Origin of the sequence: Caballeronia zhejiangensis (assembly GCF_022879815.1) — a bacterium.
Classification (GTDB): Bacteria; Pseudomonadota; Gammaproteobacteria; order Burkholderiales; family Burkholderiaceae; genus Caballeronia; species Caballeronia zhejiangensis.
In genome coordinates this window covers 637,838-654,282 of sequence record NZ_CP084284.1, presented here as the reverse complement: position 1 = coordinate 654,282, position 16,445 = coordinate 637,838, and the positions used below count along the sequence as shown (strand labels likewise).

The 16,445-nt window shown below is 65.2% G+C and carries 12 protein-coding genes and 1 pseudogene; 8 read left to right on the top strand and 5 right to left on the bottom strand.

All coding sequences use genetic code 11. The features are described from left to right. The first annotated feature begins 59 nt into the window (after positions 1-59). The 3 genes from LDZ23_RS17525 to LDZ23_RS17515 all read left to right on the top strand — a co-directional run bounded on the left by LDZ23_RS17525 (position 60) and on the right by LDZ23_RS17515 (position 3,478). A complete protein-coding gene (locus LDZ23_RS17525; RefSeq protein WP_008353471.1) occupies positions 60-1,754 on the top strand; it encodes a SulP family inorganic anion transporter in 1,695 nt (564 codons plus the stop codon). 174 nt (positions 1,755-1,928) lie between these two features. Continuing rightward, a complete protein-coding gene (locus tag LDZ23_RS17520; RefSeq protein ID WP_008353472.1) occupies positions 1,929-2,756 on the top strand; it encodes a shikimate dehydrogenase family protein in 828 nt (275 codons plus the stop codon). A gap of 257 nt (positions 2,757-3,013) precedes the next feature. Next, complete coding sequence (locus tag LDZ23_RS17515; protein WP_008353474.1) at positions 3,014-3,478, top strand: hypothetical protein; 465 nt, start codon at positions 3,014-3,016, stop codon at positions 3,476-3,478. On the opposite strand, the gene LDZ23_RS17510 is transcribed toward LDZ23_RS17515, so the two are convergent. After that, on the bottom strand, positions 3,445-4,794 hold the full coding sequence (locus tag LDZ23_RS17510) for a hypothetical protein (RefSeq protein WP_008353476.1): 1,350 nt from the start codon (positions 4,792-4,794) through the stop codon (positions 3,445-3,447). The genes LDZ23_RS17515 and LDZ23_RS17510 overlap by 34 nt on opposite strands. A 382-nt stretch (positions 4,795-5,176) precedes the next feature. Here LDZ23_RS17510 and LDZ23_RS17505 point away from each other — a divergent pair, with 382 nt between their 5' ends. Next, complete coding sequence (locus tag LDZ23_RS17505) at positions 5,177-6,022, top strand: alpha/beta fold hydrolase (protein WP_244808200.1); 846 nt, start codon at positions 5,177-5,179, stop codon at positions 6,020-6,022. 200 nt (positions 6,023-6,222) lie between these two features. Continuing rightward, positions 6,223-6,699: a hypothetical protein gene (locus LDZ23_RS17500; protein ID WP_008353479.1), complete on the top strand. Its 477-nt coding sequence runs from the start codon at positions 6,223-6,225 to the stop codon at positions 6,697-6,699. 3 nt (positions 6,700-6,702) lie between these two features. Here the strand turns inward: LDZ23_RS17500 and LDZ23_RS17495 are convergent, their stop codons facing one another. Both LDZ23_RS17495 and LDZ23_RS17490 read right to left on the bottom strand, forming a co-directional pair. Further along, the gene (locus tag LDZ23_RS17495; RefSeq protein ID WP_008353480.1) at positions 6,703-8,025 is read right to left on the bottom strand and encodes an MFS transporter; all 1,323 of its coding nucleotides are present in this window, start codon (positions 8,023-8,025) and stop codon (positions 6,703-6,705) included. Positions 8,026-8,127: 102 nt separating this feature from the next. After that, the gene (locus LDZ23_RS17490; protein WP_008353481.1) at positions 8,128-9,087 is read right to left on the bottom strand and encodes an MBL fold metallo-hydrolase; all 960 of its coding nucleotides are present in this window, start codon (positions 9,085-9,087) and stop codon (positions 8,128-8,130) included. A 122-nt stretch (positions 9,088-9,209) separates the two neighbouring features. Here LDZ23_RS17490 and LDZ23_RS17485 point away from each other — a divergent pair. Continuing rightward, a pseudogene (locus LDZ23_RS17485) lies at positions 9,210-10,819 on the top strand (IclR family transcriptional regulator). Here LDZ23_RS17485 and pdxY read toward each other — a convergent pair. Continuing rightward, complete coding sequence (pdxY, locus tag LDZ23_RS17480; RefSeq protein WP_033536161.1) at positions 10,816-11,697, bottom strand: pyridoxal kinase PdxY; 882 nt, start codon at positions 11,695-11,697, stop codon at positions 10,816-10,818. The pseudogene LDZ23_RS17485 and the gene pdxY sit on opposite strands and share 4 nt — an antisense overlap. A 483-nt stretch (positions 11,698-12,180) precedes the next feature. Between pdxY and glgC the strand changes: the two genes are divergently transcribed. Together glgC and glgA are read left to right on the top strand one after the other, a co-directional pair. Beyond that, a complete protein-coding gene (glgC, locus tag LDZ23_RS17475; RefSeq protein WP_008353483.1) occupies positions 12,181-13,455 on the top strand; it encodes a glucose-1-phosphate adenylyltransferase in 1,275 nt (424 codons plus the stop codon). A gap of 43 nt (positions 13,456-13,498) precedes the next feature. Continuing rightward, positions 13,499-14,962, top strand: coding sequence for a glycogen synthase GlgA (glgA, locus tag LDZ23_RS17470; RefSeq protein ID WP_008353485.1), 1,464 nt, complete (start codon positions 13,499-13,501; stop codon positions 14,960-14,962). On the opposite strand, the gene LDZ23_RS17465 is transcribed toward glgA, so the two are convergent. After that, positions 14,938-16,323, bottom strand: a complete 1,386-nt coding sequence (locus LDZ23_RS17465) for a dienelactone hydrolase family protein (protein WP_244808199.1) — start codon at positions 16,321-16,323, stop codon at positions 14,938-14,940. The two genes, glgA and LDZ23_RS17465, sit on opposite strands and share 25 nt — an antisense overlap. Positions 16,324-16,445: the final 122 nt, after the last annotated feature.

The following is a 16,445-nucleotide window of genomic DNA, read 5'->3' as shown; positions in this document are numbered from 1 at the left end:
GGTCTTGGCACCGCCTGTTCCTTGGGGCACGATCGCCTCTTCAGGAACACGGTGCCAGCATGCAAAAAACGACACTGCTCAAAGGCATCCTGCCGATCAGCCGCGCCGCCGCGTGGCGCGACGCGCTCGCGGGCATCTCGCTCGCATCGATGGACATTCCGCAAGTGCTCGGCTATGCGCGCATCGCCGGCATGCCCGCGGTGACGGGCCTCTACACCGCGTTCCTGCCGCTCATCGCGTTTGCGCTGTTCGGGGCGTCGCGGCATCTGGTCGTCGCGGCCGATTCGGCGACCGCGACGATCTTCGCGAGCAAGGTTTCGTCGATGGCCGCGATGGGCAGCCCGCAATACGTCGCGCTGGCGGGCATGGTCGCGTTGCAGACGGCCGCGCTGCTCCTCGTCGCGCGGCTTTTCAAACTCGGCTTTCTCGCCGATTTCCTGTCGCGCACGGTGCTCACCGGTTTTCTCGCGGGCGTCGGCGTACAGGTGTCGATCGCGATGCTCGGCGATCTCTTCGGCATGACGGTGCCGTATCCGTCCTCGCGCAGTCTCGCCCAGCTTGCTTACGTGCTCGGTCATCTCGTGCACGCGCACGGACCGACGCTCGTGCTCGCGCTCGCCGTGGTCGTCGCGATTCTCGGCTGCAAGCGTTTCGCGCCGCGCCTGCCGATGCCGCTCATCGCGGTAATCGGCAGCATCGCCGCGAGCAAGGCGTTCGATTTCGCCGCGCACGGCATCTCGGTGCTCGGTCCGGTCGATGGCGGCCTGCCCGCGATCCGTTTTCCCGACATCACCTGGCAGCAATCGCTCGACCTCGTGCCGGTCGCGCTGTCGTGCTTCGTGATGATCATCGCGCAGAGCGCCGCCGCGGCGCGGGTCTTCGCGCAGCAGTATCGCGAGGACGTCGATACCAACAGCGACATCCTCGGTCTGGCCGCGGCGAACGCGGCGGCGGCCGTGAGCGGCACGTTCGTCGTCAACGGCAGTCCGACGCAGACCGCGATGGCCGACCGCGCCGGCACGCGCAGCCAGTTCGGACAGCTCGTGTTCGCGGCAGTCGTCGCCGTCGTGCTGCTCTTCTTGAGCGGCTTTCTGCGCTATCTGCCGCATTGCGTGCTGGCGGGCATCGTGTTCACGATCGCGATCGGGCTCATCAACGTGCAAAGCCTGAAGGACATTCGCGCGGAAAGCCCCGGCGAGTTCGCGCTCGCGCTCATCACGGCGGCTGCGGTGGTCATGGTGGGCGTCGAGCACGGCATTCTGCTCGCGGTGGCGTTATCGCTGCTGCGGCACGTGCGCCACAGCTATCATCCGCACACGATGGTGCTCACGCCCGTCGCGCCCGGCAAACCGTGGCAGTACGAGCCGACGAGGCCCGCCGCGATGACCGCGCCGCACCTGATCGTCTATCGCTTCGGCGCAGATCTGTTCTATGCGAACGATCACTTCTTCGCGTCCGAAGTGACGAATCTCGTCGATACGGCGCCGGACGAGTTGCGCCATTTTGTCGTCGATGCCGGCGCGATCACGGACCTCGATTATTCGGCGGCCCGCACCATCGGCGAACTGGTCGAAACGCTGCGCGCACGCGGCGTCGTCGTGATATTCGGACGCGTGAACCGCTTCCTGCGCAGCGACATGGACCGGCACGGACTGACGCCCGCGCTCGGCGCATCGAACGTGTACGACACACTTCACGAAGCGCTGGCAGCGGCTGGCGCAAGTCCGGGCGCGCACGAGCCGAACGTTCTCTGAATGCGCGTTGGCAGCCGTCTGTCTGCCGGCGTTTTTTGGTGGTCGCGACTCGGGAAGACCGTTAGTTGCCTTCCTTCAAGTAGCAATTTTGTTGAATAGCATTCCATTTTCAACTAGCATTCAGCGAGTGCGGTCACACTATTTTCCGATCACGGATCAGGAGGCAATCGAGGCATGGCGCAGGACACTTCTTTTTCCGCATCGCTCGATGCGGGCTTGAGCGGCGCGACGCGCGTCTATTTCATCGTCGGCGATCCGATCGCGCAGGTACGCTCGCCTTCCGGCGTAACAGCGGCGCTGCGTGCGGCGGGACGCGATGCAATCGTGATTCCGGCGCACGTCGCGCCCGAAGATCTCGGCGCGTTTTTCGCGGGCATCGCGCCGCTGCGCAATTGCGACGGCGTGATCGTCACCGTCCCGCACAAGTTCAGCGCGACCGAATACTGCCGTTCGCTGACCGATGAAGGCGCGTTCCTCGGCGCGGTCAACATGCTGAAGCGCAATGCCGACGGCACCTGGCACGGCGGCGCGTCGGACGGCATCGGCATGGTGGCGGCGTTGAGAGATGCGGGCTGCGACCCGAAGGGCAAACGCGCGCTGCTGATCGGTGCGGGCGGCGCGGGTTCGGCGATCGGCCACGCGCTCGTCGATGCGGGCGTGGCCTCGCTCGCGATCCGCGATTTCGACGCCGCGCGCACCGGCGCCCTCGCCTCGCGCCTCGCTGCGCTGGGGCGCGGCGCGGTGAGCGTCGCCGACGATTCGGCTGCCGAAACCTACGATCTCATCGTGAATGCGTCGCCGGCGGGCATGCGTCCGGGCGACCCGCTGCCGATCGACGTCTCGCGCCTGCCACCGACGACCTTCGTCGGCGATGTCGTGACGAAGCCGCCGGTCACGCCTTTCATCGAGGCCGCCCGCGCGCGAGGCTGCACGACCGTCACCGGCACGCAGATGTTCGGGCGCGTGTGCGATGCGATCGTCGCGTATCTATTGAAGGGGTGAATCGCGGGACCGTTTGCCGTGCGAGGAATCGGAGCAATCTGGTTCAATCGCGAAACACGATCAGTCAACATTCCCGCCGCGCATTCGCGTCCCTCGCGAAGCGCGCCGGCTTGCAAGCTCCGGAACGAATCGTCGACGAACGCCGCCCCTTCGAAGGCGGCGTATTTCTGCGCCACGTTCCCGCCACGCCGGCGCTAGCGGCCGATTCCACAAGACTCGTGCGCTCGCATCGAGGGCAATGGAAGGAAGAGGCTGGAATGAACTCGGATCGAAAAACAATTCAACGCGTTGCGCGAGCTGGCTTCGCGGCCATCGCATATGCCGTTCTCGCGGCGTGCGCATCGGGACCGGGCGCATCGGCGCCGCTGCCGGCTGACGGCACGCTCGCGACCGGCCGCATAGTTGGCAAACAGTATTTGACGACTGTGTCGACGAACACGGCTTCTTCTTCCGGACCGACCGTCGGCGTGGGCGGCGGCGGCATCGGCGGCAATGGATGGAACGGCGTGGGCGGCGGCGCAGGCCTGAGCTTCGACCTGACGAACCTGTTCCAGAAGGCCCCGGAACAGACCGCGAAAATCTACCGCTACAGCGTGCAGATGAAGGACGGCTCGAAGCGCGACATCGACAGCCCGCTCGATCTCAACGAGGGTGCCTGCGTGACGACGATCGACTCGAGCCAGCCCGGCTACCCGAGACTGACGGGCGCGGACGCCTGCTGATCTTCCGGCGCCGCTCGTCCGATGAGCCGCCCCGACACCGCCGCAGCGACGCGCCTGATAACCGGGGCCCAATCGCCCGGTTCGCGCTGACGAATGAGCCGCACCGAGTCGTACCACGGCTGCGTCTCGTCTTCACCCCAACACCAATGCGACGCGCGATCGATCATCGCCAGCACCGGCTTGCCGAGCGCGCCGGCGAGATGCAGCGGCGAACTGTCGATGGTCACGAGCACATCCAGCGCGCTGACGAACGCGGCGGAATCATGAAACTGCTCGCGATAGTCGGGCACGCCGGCGATACGCGCGCCCGCCGAACGCATTGCGGCAATATCGTCTTCGCGGCCCGGCGCAACGGGATGGAACGTGACGTTCGGCAGGCTCCAGAGCGGCGCGAGCGCTTCGACGGGAATGCTGCGCTGGGCGTCGCGACGATGCGTCGGGCTGCCCGCCCACACGAGACCGACGCGCAACGCATGGGTGCCGTCCGATGCGAGTTCGCGCCGCCACGCGTCGATGCGCTCAGGCGCGGCGTGAAGATACGCGCGGCCATCGACGTGATGCGGCAGCAGACCGATCCAGACAGGCAGGCTCATCATGCCGACGGTGTAATCGACCGTGCCGAAGTCGTGCGCTTCGATCTGCACGCAGTCCGGCACGAACCGCCGCACCAGCGGATACAGCGCCGAACGCACCGCCAATAGCGTCGCGCCGCCGTTTCTTCGCACGCCCTCCGCGAATTGCGGAAAGTACCGCACGAATTGAATGTCGTCGCCCAGGCCGAGTTCGCTGTAAACCACGACGCGCTTGCCGTCGAGCGGCTGCCCGCGCCAGCCCGGCGCGAGCCGCTCCATGCGCGCGACGACGCCGTTGTCGCCCTGTTCCGATGTGCGGCGATCGAAGCGCATCCAGCCGCTGCGCCACGCGCCGCGCCGCAATTCGAGGTCGGCGAGATCGACGGCGAGCCAGGCCGCATCGGGCGTCTGCGAGAGCGCCAGACGGTACATCGCTTCCGCTTCGCCGTAGCGCGACTGCTCGTTGAGGTACATGGCGATTGCGCCGGTCACGTGACCATTGTCCGGATGATGCCGCGCGGCTTCGCGCATGATCGCTTCCGCCGATACGCTGTCGTGACGCAGCCAATAGCAATGACTCAGTTGCCAGCGAAGCTCGTAGTCTCTCGGGAATCGTTCCAGTGCTTCGACGCAGAAACGTTCGAGCGCGAGCCAGTCGCCCGAGCGGCGAATGTCGAGCGCGACGGCCAGCGCGTGGGCCGCATCGGACAAAGAGAGCGGAGGTGCGAATGAATCGGAGTACATGAATGACTGCAATAGAACGGTGTTTGAAACGCGTGCTGAGTTTATATGAATCAAGGTTCATAGGAATACCGTAAAGCACGAGATAAATCCGAAAATAGCAATGCCGGATCGTTTAATCTGCATATCGAACTATCTTCAGGTCATGCTGAAATGCAGTGATTCGAATCGGCGATTGTGTGCGGCGCGGCGCTTTGCCATACTGAGTTCATTCGCCCTGTCTCCTCAAGCGTCCGCACTCGACTAACGAGCCCACAAGCGGACGCTCTCGCCGCCTCCCCGGGCGGCGTTTTTTTGCACGCGGCCTATTACCTCTGGCGTAATTGTCCGGCTCACTTTCTCCTGCGACGATGCACTCACACTGTTCATCGACGAGGAGACGGAAATGCCTGCAAAGCACTCACGCCCAGGTTTTATCGCGACCGCAGACGGCGTCGAATTGTTCTATCGCGACTGGCATCCGCAAGGCACGCCGGGCAACGGCAGGACGATCGTCTTCGTTCCGAGCTATTCGCTGCCAGGCGACATGTGGGCCTATCAAATGCTGTCGCTCGCGCGACAGGGCTTTCGCTGCGTCACCTACGACCGGCGCGGCCACGGACGATCGAGCGATCCGGGCGGCGGCTACGACTACGACACGCTTGCGGACGATCTCGCCGCACTCATCGATGCGCTCGATCTGTCGGACGTGACGCTCGTCGGCTATTCGATGGGCGGCGCCGAAGCCGTGCGCTATCTGACGCGTCACGGCAGCACGCGCATTGCGCGCCTCGCGTTGATCGCTTCGACCTTGCCGATGCTCGCGAAGACGCCGGACAATCCCGACGGCATCGACCGCGACTACAACGATGCCTTCCTGCACGACTTGACGACGGACTATCCGCAATGGCTGGCCGACAACGCGCGTCCCTTCGCCGGGCCGGGCGCGTCGCAGGCCATGATCGACTGGATTCGGGAAATGGCATTGCGCACGTCGCATCAGGCGCTTTTCGCGTGCAACGAAACCGTCAATCGCGGCGATTTCCGCAACGAGTTGCGCGACATCGACGTCCCGACGCTCATCGTGCAAGGCGATCGCGACGAATCGAATCCGCTCGAACTGACTTCGCAGCGCACGGCGCGCCTGATTCCGAACGCGCGGCTCGTCGTCTATGAAGGCGCGCCGCACGGCATCTTTCTGAGCGACGCGGCGCGGCTGACGGCGGATATCGGCGCTTTTGCGTCGGCGTAGCGATTGGCGCTCTGTTCCGGCGGCTTAATAACAAGTTCGGCGTTTGTCGGATAAGCGCTGAGTCCTGACGCGTTTGAAAACACTCATAACAATAGACTCTGGAAGAATCCCGGCACACCATAGCACTGCGAATCGACATTCCACCGCGCGGCTCTGCAATCGCCGCGCAATCCGCCCCACGTCCACCGGAGTCCATCGCAATGATCTTCCACGCCTCCATTCCCGCCCACGATCCGAAACACGTCGCGCAAGTGCTCGCCGAACTGTGGGATGGCTTCGCCGCGCCCTTCTCGCCCTTTCCCGGCGCGTGGATGGCGGTCGCCGGCGACGATCGCGGCAGCATCATCGAGGTCTATCCGAGCGATCAGGTCATCACGCCGGGCGGCGGTCACGAGGAAAGCGTCAGCTATGGCGCGGACACGGTGAAGCGCCCGCAGTACAGCGCGTTCCACATGGCCATCGCGACGAAGCTGAACGCAGAGGAAGTCATCGCGATCGGCGAACGCGAAGGCTGGCGTGCGGTGCGCTGCACGCGCGGCGACAACTTCTTCCACGTCGTCGAATTCTGGATCGAGAACTCGACGATGCTCGAATTCCTCACACCCGACATGCAGGCCGAATATCTCGCCTTCGCGACGCCGGAAAACTTCAAGGCGATGGCCGCGGCTGCGGCCTGACGCTCACTTGCCGCGCCGCAGCCCGAAAAACAGCGCGGCGCCGCTCGCGAAGAGCAGCAACGAAAGCAGATGCACGGCGAGATCCATGCTGCCCGTCGAGGTGCGGATCTGGCCGATCACCCACGGACTCACGATCCCGCTCGTGATGCCGATACTGCTGATGAAAGCGATGCCCGCCGCCGCGCTCTTGCCCGGCAGATGGCTGGCGGGCACGGCCCAGAAGATCGGCAGCGCGGCGAAAATCAGCGTCGCGGCGAGCGAGAGAATCGCGAGCATCAGCGGGAAGCTCGGAAAATGCAGCGTGAGGGCCGCGAGCGCGACGCCGCCGCCGATCGTGCAGCACGCGAAGTGCTTGCGCCGCTCGGCGACGCGATCCGAATGGCGCGCGATCAGAATCAGACCCACCGCGCCGATCGCGTTCGGCACGACGGTGTAGAGGCTGACCGACATGACATCGGTGATGCCGAAGTCGCGGATCATCAGCGGCATCCAGAAGCTCAGCGTCAGCGACGCGCACGTCAGCGAGAAATAGATGAACGCGAAGAGATAGACGCGCGGATTGCGCAGCGCGTCGAGCATGCCGCTGTTATCGTGCTTCTCGTGATGGCCGGTCGCGCAGAGTGCCGTGAGCCGATCCTGCTCCGTTTGCGTGAGCCATTGCGCATCGCGCGGCGTGTCCACCAGCAGGCGCAACGCGATAAGACCGAGCAGCACCGCGGGCGCGCCCTCGATCGCGAACATCCACTGCCAGCCGTGCAGGCCCATCACGCCGGCCATGTCGCGCATGATCCAGCCGGACACGAGTCCGCCGAACACGCCCGCGACGGCCACGCCCGCGAAGAACACCGACATCACGCCCGCCCGCCGTTTCGGCGGAAACCAGTACGTCAGATAAAGCACGATGCCCGGAAAGAAACCCGCTTCGAACACGCCGAGCAGAAAGCGCAGCAGATAGAAATGGCCGGGCGTCGATACGAACATCATTCCGACCGACGCCGCGCCCCACAGCAGCATGATCCGCGTGAACGTGCGGCGCGCGCCGAACTTCGCGAGCAGCAGATTGCTCGGCACTTCGAAAAGCACGTAGCCGACATAAAACACGGCGGCGCCGAGGCCGTACATTGCATCGGAGAAGCCGAGATCGTGCTTCATCTGCAATTGCGCGAAGCCGATGTTGATGCGGTCCAGAAACGACACGACGTAGCACAGGAACAGAAACGGAATGATGCGCCACGCGATTTTGCGGAACAGCGCGTCGTCCGATTGGGCGTGCGCATCCGCGACGGCGCTGGGCTCAAGCGCCGCCGTGCTGATCGACTTCGACATGTCTCGCTCCAGATGGGCGTAATGAGGCCGGCGTCTTGCGCGCGCCTTTTGCCTTGAGAGAGGGAGAAGCGGCGCGTCAGTGCGCGCCGCAAGAAACGGCGGTCAGTCCTGCAATGCGGCCCACATTTCCTGGTCGCGCTGGGCCGTCCAGATACGCGGATGCTTGATGCCGCTCGCTTCGTCGTAAGCGCGCGAGACGTCGAACGGCAGGCAGTGCTCGTAGATGAAGACGTGACCGAATTTCGGATCCATCGCCTTGCGCGTCAGCGCCATCGATCCCTTCAGGTCGAGTTTCTCGGCGACGGCCTCGCGGCCCGCCTGCAAGAGCGTCGTGACGAAGTCCTTCGTGTAATCGAGGCCCTTGTCGACTTCCGCCGGCGAGAGCAGCGCCGGGCCGCGTCCCGGCACGAGTTTGTCGGCCTTCAGCGCGCGCAGCGCTTCGAGCGTCGCGGGCCATTCTTCGAGTTGGGCATCGCCGCAGTAACAGGCGGCGTCGTACTCGACGAGATCGCCCGAAAACAGCACTTTCTGCGACGGCAGCCAGACGACCGTATCGCCCTTCGTGTGACCCGCGCCGAGATGCGCGATCTTCACTTCGAGCTTGCCGAGATACAGCGTGATTTCCTTCTCGAAGACGAGCGTCGGCCACGTCAGGCCCGGCACCGTCTCGACACCGGCGAAAAGGCGCGGAAAGCGCTCGATCTCCGATTTCATGTCCTGCTCGCCGCGCTCGACGATCATTTCATACGTGCCGCGGCTCGCGATGACCTGCTGCGCGCCTTCCGCGAAATACGCCGACGCGCCGAGCACGCGCACCGCGTGATAGTGCGACAGCACGATGTACTTGATCGGCTTGTCGGTGACGCTGCGGATTTTCGCGATGAGATCCTGCGCCATCGCGGGCGTGGCGGTCGTATCGACGATGAGCACGCCGTCGTCGCCGATGATCACGCCCGAGTTGGGATCGCCTTCCGCCGTGTACGCGTATGCGTTCTCGGAGAGTTGCGTGAACGTGATCTTCTTCTCTTCCAGATCGGCCTGCGATGCGAATGCTTTTGCCATGGTCGTGTCTCGCTTCCATTCTCGTGGGGATGGGTGGATGATCGGCGTGATGCCGTTGTTTGTCAACAGCAAGCATACTTGCTATTTGCAAATTACGGGTAAGTACCGAATCGCTTCATCGGATGATTCCTGCTCGGCTAACATCTGCGGTTCGTTCATCCTTTATAGATCGCGGAGTGCTTTTGGCTCGTTCCGAAATCGGCGAAGAAAAGAAACAGCGCGGCATCCAGAGCGTCGAAGTCGGCGCGCGTCTGCTCGATGCGCTCGCCGCGCGCCGCGAGCCGCTTGCGTTGAGCGCGCTGGCCGAAGCGGCCGAACTGTCGACCGCGCAGGCCCACACGTACCTCGTGAGCTTGACGCGGCTCGGTCTCGTCAAGCGCGACGCGCTCACCGGCAATTACGAGCCGGGGCCGCTCTCGCTCAGGCTCGGCCTGTTGAATCTCGAGCATCAGCCGGCGTATCGGGCCGCCGCGCCGCGCGTGTCGGCGCTGGCGCTCGCGACAGGCATGAGCGTCGCGGTGAGCGTCGCCGGGCCGCAAGGGCCGACGATCGTGCGTTACGAGCGCGGCGGCTATCCGCTGCATGTGAATCTGCACGTGGGCACGGTGATGTCGCTCTCGGCGACGTCCACGGGCCGCGTGTTCCGCGCGTTCGACGACGACACCCGCGTCGCCGCGATGCTCGCGCATCAGGACGAAGCCGATGCGCCGGAGATGGCCGCGTGCATCGAAGCGATTCGCGCGCGCGGCATCGAACGCAGCGTCGATGCGCCGAGTCCCGGCGTGAGCAGCATGAGCGTGCCGGTGTTCGACGGCGCGCATCGGATGCAGCTCGCACTGACGGCGATCGGACCGACCGGCCTCGCCGACGTCGCGTGGGACGGCCCGCTCGCGCACGCGCTGAAGGATGCCGCGCGCGACATTTCCGGACTGCTTTCATGACGATCTTCGACGAGGACACGAAGCCGCAGCGCGGCATCAACGCGCTCGACGCGACCGGCGATCTGCTGCGCGCGCTGGTCGCCGCCGGCGAGCCGCTCACGCTGCGCGACCTCGCGGCCGCGGCCGGCATGCCGCCCGCGAAGGCGTTCGCGCATCTGGTGAGTCTGGTGAAGGTCGGCCTGCTCGCGCGCGACGACGCCGGGCTATTCCACGCCGGCCCGCTGAGCCGCGAGCTCGGGCTGATCGCGCTGCAGCGCCTTTCGCCGATCCGCGATGCCGAAGCCGAGATCGTCGCGCTCGCCGCGAGCACGTCGATGACGGTCGCCGCCGCCGCGCTCGGACCGCTCGGCCCGACCGTGATCCGGCTGGAGGAATCGGCGCGGCCGCAGCATGTGAGCTTGCGCGTCGGCACGGTGATGTCGCTCGTCAACACCGCCATCGGGCGGGTGTACGCCGCGCACCTTCCCGCCGACATGCTCGCGAGCCTGATGACGCAGGACGCCATCCGCCTCGCGGGCGCGCAAGCGGCTGCGGGAAGCGACGCCGCGTATCGCGCACGGCTCGACGACATCCGCGAACGCGGCCTCGATACCGCGCTCGGCGCGCCGGTGCCCGGCATCCATACGCTGGCCGCGCCCGTGTTCGATCACACCGGCAGCGTGTGCCTCGTGATCGCGTTGATCGGTTCGTCGGGGGGCTTCGACAGCGCCGCGGACGGCCCGCTCGCCCGCGCGCTGCTTTCCGCGACGCGGCGCCTTTCGTGGCGTTTCGGTCTGATGGACGCGAGCTAGCCGCCCTTGACCATCTCCGTGCCGGTCACGCGGATCGCGGGGAAACGGTCGGTCGGCTTCGCGATCTCGTCCTGCGATGCGACGATCTCCAGTTCGTAACGCCCGGCATCGTACGTTGCCTTGACGACGGCATTGACCGCCGCGAGCGTGTGCTCGAGCGCGGTGCGCAGCGAGTCGCCCTGCAAGGTGCGCGCGACGAAGACCGCGCTCGTCAGATCGCCGACGCCCACCGGCTGGCGCGCGAACGGATACAGCGGGCGCTGCGCGAACCACGCCTCGCCGGGCGTGACGGCGAGCATATTGAAGGTGTCGGCGCGGCTGTTGCGATCGAGCAGATGCTTCACCAGCACGATGCGCGGCCCGCGCGCGATCACTTCGCGGCATGCGTCGACGGCTTCCTCGACCGTCTCGATCGGACGCCCGACGAGCTTTTCCAGCTCGACGTGATTGGGCATGATCGCATCGGCGATTCCGGGCATCGTCGTAACGAGGAAATCCTCGATGCCGGCCGCGACCGTGCAGCCGCCCGTCTGACCCATGACCGGATCGCAAAAATAAAGCGCGCGCGGATTCACCGCCTTCACCATCTTCACGATTTCGACGACCGCGCGGCCCTGCTCCGGCGCGCCGAGATAACCGGAGAGCACCGCGTTGCAGCGCCCGAGCACACCGATCGCGCCGATGCCTTCGATGACGTTCTGCAATTCGTCGGCATCGAAGGCGCTGCCTGTCCAGCGGCCGTACTGCGTGTGATTGGAAAACTGCACGGTGTTGAGCGGCCAGACGTTCACGCCGAGTCGCCGCATGGGAAAAACCGCCGCGCTGTTGCCCGCATGGCCGAACACCACATGCGATTGAATGCTCAGGACGTTGTTCATGTTCTGCTTTCCCGATTGATCGTGTCCGGTCGGATGAAACGTCGAAACGCTCGTCGCGCGCCAGCGCCGTGCAGCGCAACGCAACGCAACGCAACGCGACGATGGTTTCGGAAGCACGCCCGCGGACGCCGTGCGCGGGCAGTGCAACCTTCATATTGTGCCGTGCCTCGACGCACTGCGGCATGGCGTGCCCGTTATAAATTGCGCGGACGCGTTTTGTCGAGCGATGCGATCGACAGGAAGTCCAAAGGTCGCGCGTCTGCAACACCGCAGCACGCTCGTGCGCGTTCGGCACACGCATTGCTCGATGCGGACGGCGAAACGGTCCGCATCGCCCGGCGAAAAAAACGGGCGACTTCAGCACACGAATTCGAATGCGCGCCGGATAATGCTCCATCGACAGATACCAACAAAAGCATACGAGGACGCACACACGGCAAGACATCGAACATCAATAGTCGCAGGTCAAATCAGGAGGCTGACATGGAGATGCTGGCTAAGAATCGCACCGATTTGCAGAAGTCGACCCTCGCAATCGTCCTCGCCGGCGGGCGCGGCACCCGGCTCGGTCCGCTCACCGACAAGCGCGTGAAGCCGGCCGTCCACTTCGGCGGCAAGTACCGCATCATCGACTTCGCGCTGTCCAACTGCCTCAATTCCGGCATCCGCCGCATCGCGGTCGTCACGCAATACAAGGCGCATTCGCTCATCCGCCATCTGCAGCGCGGCTGGGGTTTCCTGCGCGGCGAGTTCAACGAGTTCATCGATATCTGGCCGGCGCAGCAGCGCGTGGATTCGAGCTGGTATCGCGGCACCGCCGACGCGGTCTATCAGAACCTCGATATCGTCCGCTCGATCGGGCCGGAGTTCGTCATCGTGCTGGCGGGCGATCACATCTACAAGATGGATTACACGCGCATGGTGCTCGACCATGTGGAAAGCGGCGCGGACTGCACGGTCGGCTGCATCGAGGTGCCGCGCATGGATGCGGTCGCGTTCGGCGTGATGCACGTCGATGAAAACCGCCGCGTCACCGATTTCCTGGAAAAGCCCGCCGATCCGCCCGCGATGCCCGGCAAGCCCGACATCGCGCTCGCGAGCATGGGCATCTACGTGTTCAGCGCGAAGTATTTGTATGACCTGCTGCAGGAAAACATCGAGACGTCGAACACGGATCACGATTTCGGCAAGGACATCATTCCGCGCGTCGTGACGACCGGCAAGGCGATCGCGCATCCGTTCAGCATGTCGTGCGTGACGTCGAGCAGCGATCCGGAAGCGCCCGCGTACTGGCGCGATGTCGGCACCGTCGATGCGTACTGGTCCGCGAATCTCGATCTCGCATCGACGATTCCGGAGCTCGATTTGTACGACCGCAAATGGCCGATCTGGACGAATCAGGAGCAGTTGCCGCCCGGCAAGTTCGTACGCGACCTGAACGGGCAGCAAGGCGCGATCACCAATCTGCTCGTGTGCGGCGGCTGCGTGATCTCGGGATCGCAGGTGTCGAAGTCGGTGTTTTCGTCGGCGGTGCGGGTCCACTCGTTCTGTAACATCAATGAGGCAGTCTTGTTGCCGCAAGTGACCATCGGGCCGAGTTGCCGTTTGCAGAAGGTCGTGATCGACCGCGGCTGCACGGTGCCCGAAGGTCTCGTGGTCGGCGAGGATCCGGACGACGATGCCGCGCGTTTCTTCCGCACGGAGTCCGGCGTCACGCTCATCACACGCGACGCGCTGGCGCGGCTCGGACAGCGTTAGACGCCGCGCGCCGGCCAATAAAAACCAATCGACGGGAGTGCCGATGACCGTATGCGTGCTGCATGCCGCAGCAGAAATGTTTCCGCTGTTGAAAACCGGCGGCCTCGCCGATGTGGTCGGCGCGTTGCCGCCCGCGCAATCGCAACTGGGCACGAACGCGCGCGTCGTGCTGCCGGGCTTTCCCGCCGTGCTCGCGGGTCTCGACGATCTTCAGCCCGTGGCCGATCTCGGCAGCGCGTTCGGCGCGGGCAATATCCGCCTCGAGCGCGGCGTGCTGCAGCCGCACGGCATCGTCGTGTATGTGGTGCGCGCCGATCAGTTCTACGATCGTCCGGGCAATCCGTATATGGATGCGACGAATCGTCCCTATGCCGATAACGATCGCCGCTTCGCGCTGCTCGGCTGGGCGGCGGCGCGCATCGCGACGGGCGTGGACCCGGCATGGAAGCCGCATATCGTCCACGCTCACGACTGGCATGCGGGACTTGCGCCGGCGTATCTGCGCGCGTTCGAGCGCGGCGGCGCGGCGCGGGTCGGCACTGTGATGACGGTGCACAACCTGGCGTATCAAGGCACGTTTCCGGCTTCGGAATTCGGCGCGCTGCAATTGCCCGGCGATTTCTACGCGGTGGAAGGCGTCGAATTCTACGGCCACGTCTCGTTTCTCAAGGCGGGGCTTTATTTCGCCGATCGCATCACTACCGTCAGCCCGACCTACGCGCGCGAAATCCAGACGCAGGCGCAAGGCGCCGGACTGCACGGTCTCCTGCAGACGCGCACGCACGACATCACCGGGATTCTGAACGGCGTCGATTATTCGATCTGGAGCCCGACCGCCGATGAATCCATCGCGTCGAAATACACGCAGGCGAAGATCGGCGGCAAGTCGAAATGCAAGACGGCGCTGCAGGAGCGCATGGGTCTCGCGAAGGACGACGACGCCCTGCTCTTCGGCGTCGTCAGCCGTCTGACGGAGCAGAAAGGACTCGACCTGCTGCTTTCGGCCGTGCCCGATATCGTCCAGCGCGGCGGCCAGCTCGTCGTGCTCGGCACCGGCGACCCGGCGCTCGAAACCGGCATGAAGAACGCGGCGGCGGCGCATCCGGGCGCGGTCGCGGTCGAACTCGGCTTCGACGAGACGCTTTCGCATTCGATCATCGCGGGCAGCGACGTCGTGATGGTGCCGTCGCGCTTCGAGCCGTGCGGGCTCACGCAGCTCTACGCGCTCGCGTACGGCTCGCTGCCGCTCGTGCATCGCGTGGGCGGGCTCGCGGATACCGTCGTCGATTCATCGCTCGAAAATCTCGCCGAGGATCTCGCGACCGGCTTCGTCTTCGATACTTTCGATCGCGCGGGCATCGTCGGCGCGATCCGGCGCGCGTTCGCGCTCAAGGCGCGTCGCACGGAGTGGAAGGCCGTCGTCAAGCGCGCGATGGGCCGGAGCTTCGGCTGGGAAGACGCCGCGCTCAAGTACGCGGAGGTTTATCGGGATTTGACGGGCGGCTGAGCCGTCCAGACGACGTCGCCATCCACCGCGTAGAGCGCGCAGCCGCGATGCTTGCGACTGCAATGCGCGATCGCCGATGCGATCGGGTCCGGCCCGAGTGCCGCGATCGACCACGCGCCATCCGGCGCGATCACGAAAGCGCGCGGACGCGGCAACTTCAGAAACGCGTCGTAGCCCTTGCGACCGGCGGCGTCGATGAACGGCACGGCGCTCGCATCGGCAAGCGCGGCGAAACCGGTCGCGGGCGGGCCCGAGCGCGTCCAGACCACCTGATCGTCGTACGCATAGAGACGGCAATCGGCCGTGAGCGCCGCACAGTCGCGCAGGGCCTGCGTCAACGGATCGAAGCCGCCGTGCGCCGCCGCGCCGCCGTTCGGTCCGATTGCAAACGCGCGCGGAATCGGCTTCGAGAGGAACTTCCGATACAGCGCGCGCATGCCCTCGCTGCCGAGATACGGCACCGCGGCGATGTCGTCGACGGCGGCGTATCCGCTCGAGGGCGGCGTCGCCATCGGCATGTTCTCCGGGTAAATCGACGCGAACGGCATGCCGATTTTCTTCAGGAACGCATCGAGTTTCGGCGTCCACACGCGCAAGCCTTCCCATGAACCCAGCAGCTTGTGGGAATCGGTCATGAAGGCGCCGTAGTTCGCAAGTTCGGCGTTCGCGCCCGCCGACGTGTAGCGCGCGAACATTTCCCGCCAGGTGCCGGCCGGAAAGAACGAATCGTTCTCGCCGTACAGCCACAGCGACGGAACGTGCGCACGCGCGCCGAGCGCCGCGCTGTCGCGGATGAGCGCAGCGTCGTCCGACGCGCATACGTCGACGCGCACGCCGCCGTAGAAGTTCACGACGCCCTTCACTTCCGGCGCGTTTCGCGCCCCGAACGCGAGGCTGTACCAACCGCCCGCGCTCTCTCCTGCGACAACGACGCGCGAACCGTCGACGTCAGGCTGCTGACGCATGTACGCGATGACCTTGCCGATATCGTCCGCCGCCTTGTTCGCGAGCCCCGCCAGATCGCACCCGTGCGCGCGCAGTTCGCCCGTCGATCCCGCGTAGCCGCGCATCATCGGCAGCGCAACCGCGTAGCCGCGCGACATGAAGTAGTTCGCCAGATAGGTGAGATGAAAGCGTGGCATCGTCGCCTTCGTTTTCTTGCCGTAACCGCCATGATTGATGACGGCGAGCGGAAACGGTCCCGCGCCCTCCGGCATCGCGATCGTCACCTGCAATTGCGCGGTATCGCCGCGCTCGCCGACCGGCACTTGCACGACGCGTTCGCCGGGCAATGCGGGAACCGGCGCACGCAACGCGTCGTAGGCGCTGGTTGCATGACTGTCCGATAGATGGAATGCCATCAGAAAGACGAAAAATAGCTGCAGTCGAAACATGGTTCCCGCGCGCGTAGCCTAAAGGCCGCATTATCGGCGTTTCCTGTTCGCGAACTTGCGCCGGCGGGCGCGCAATTTGCGTAAGGCAC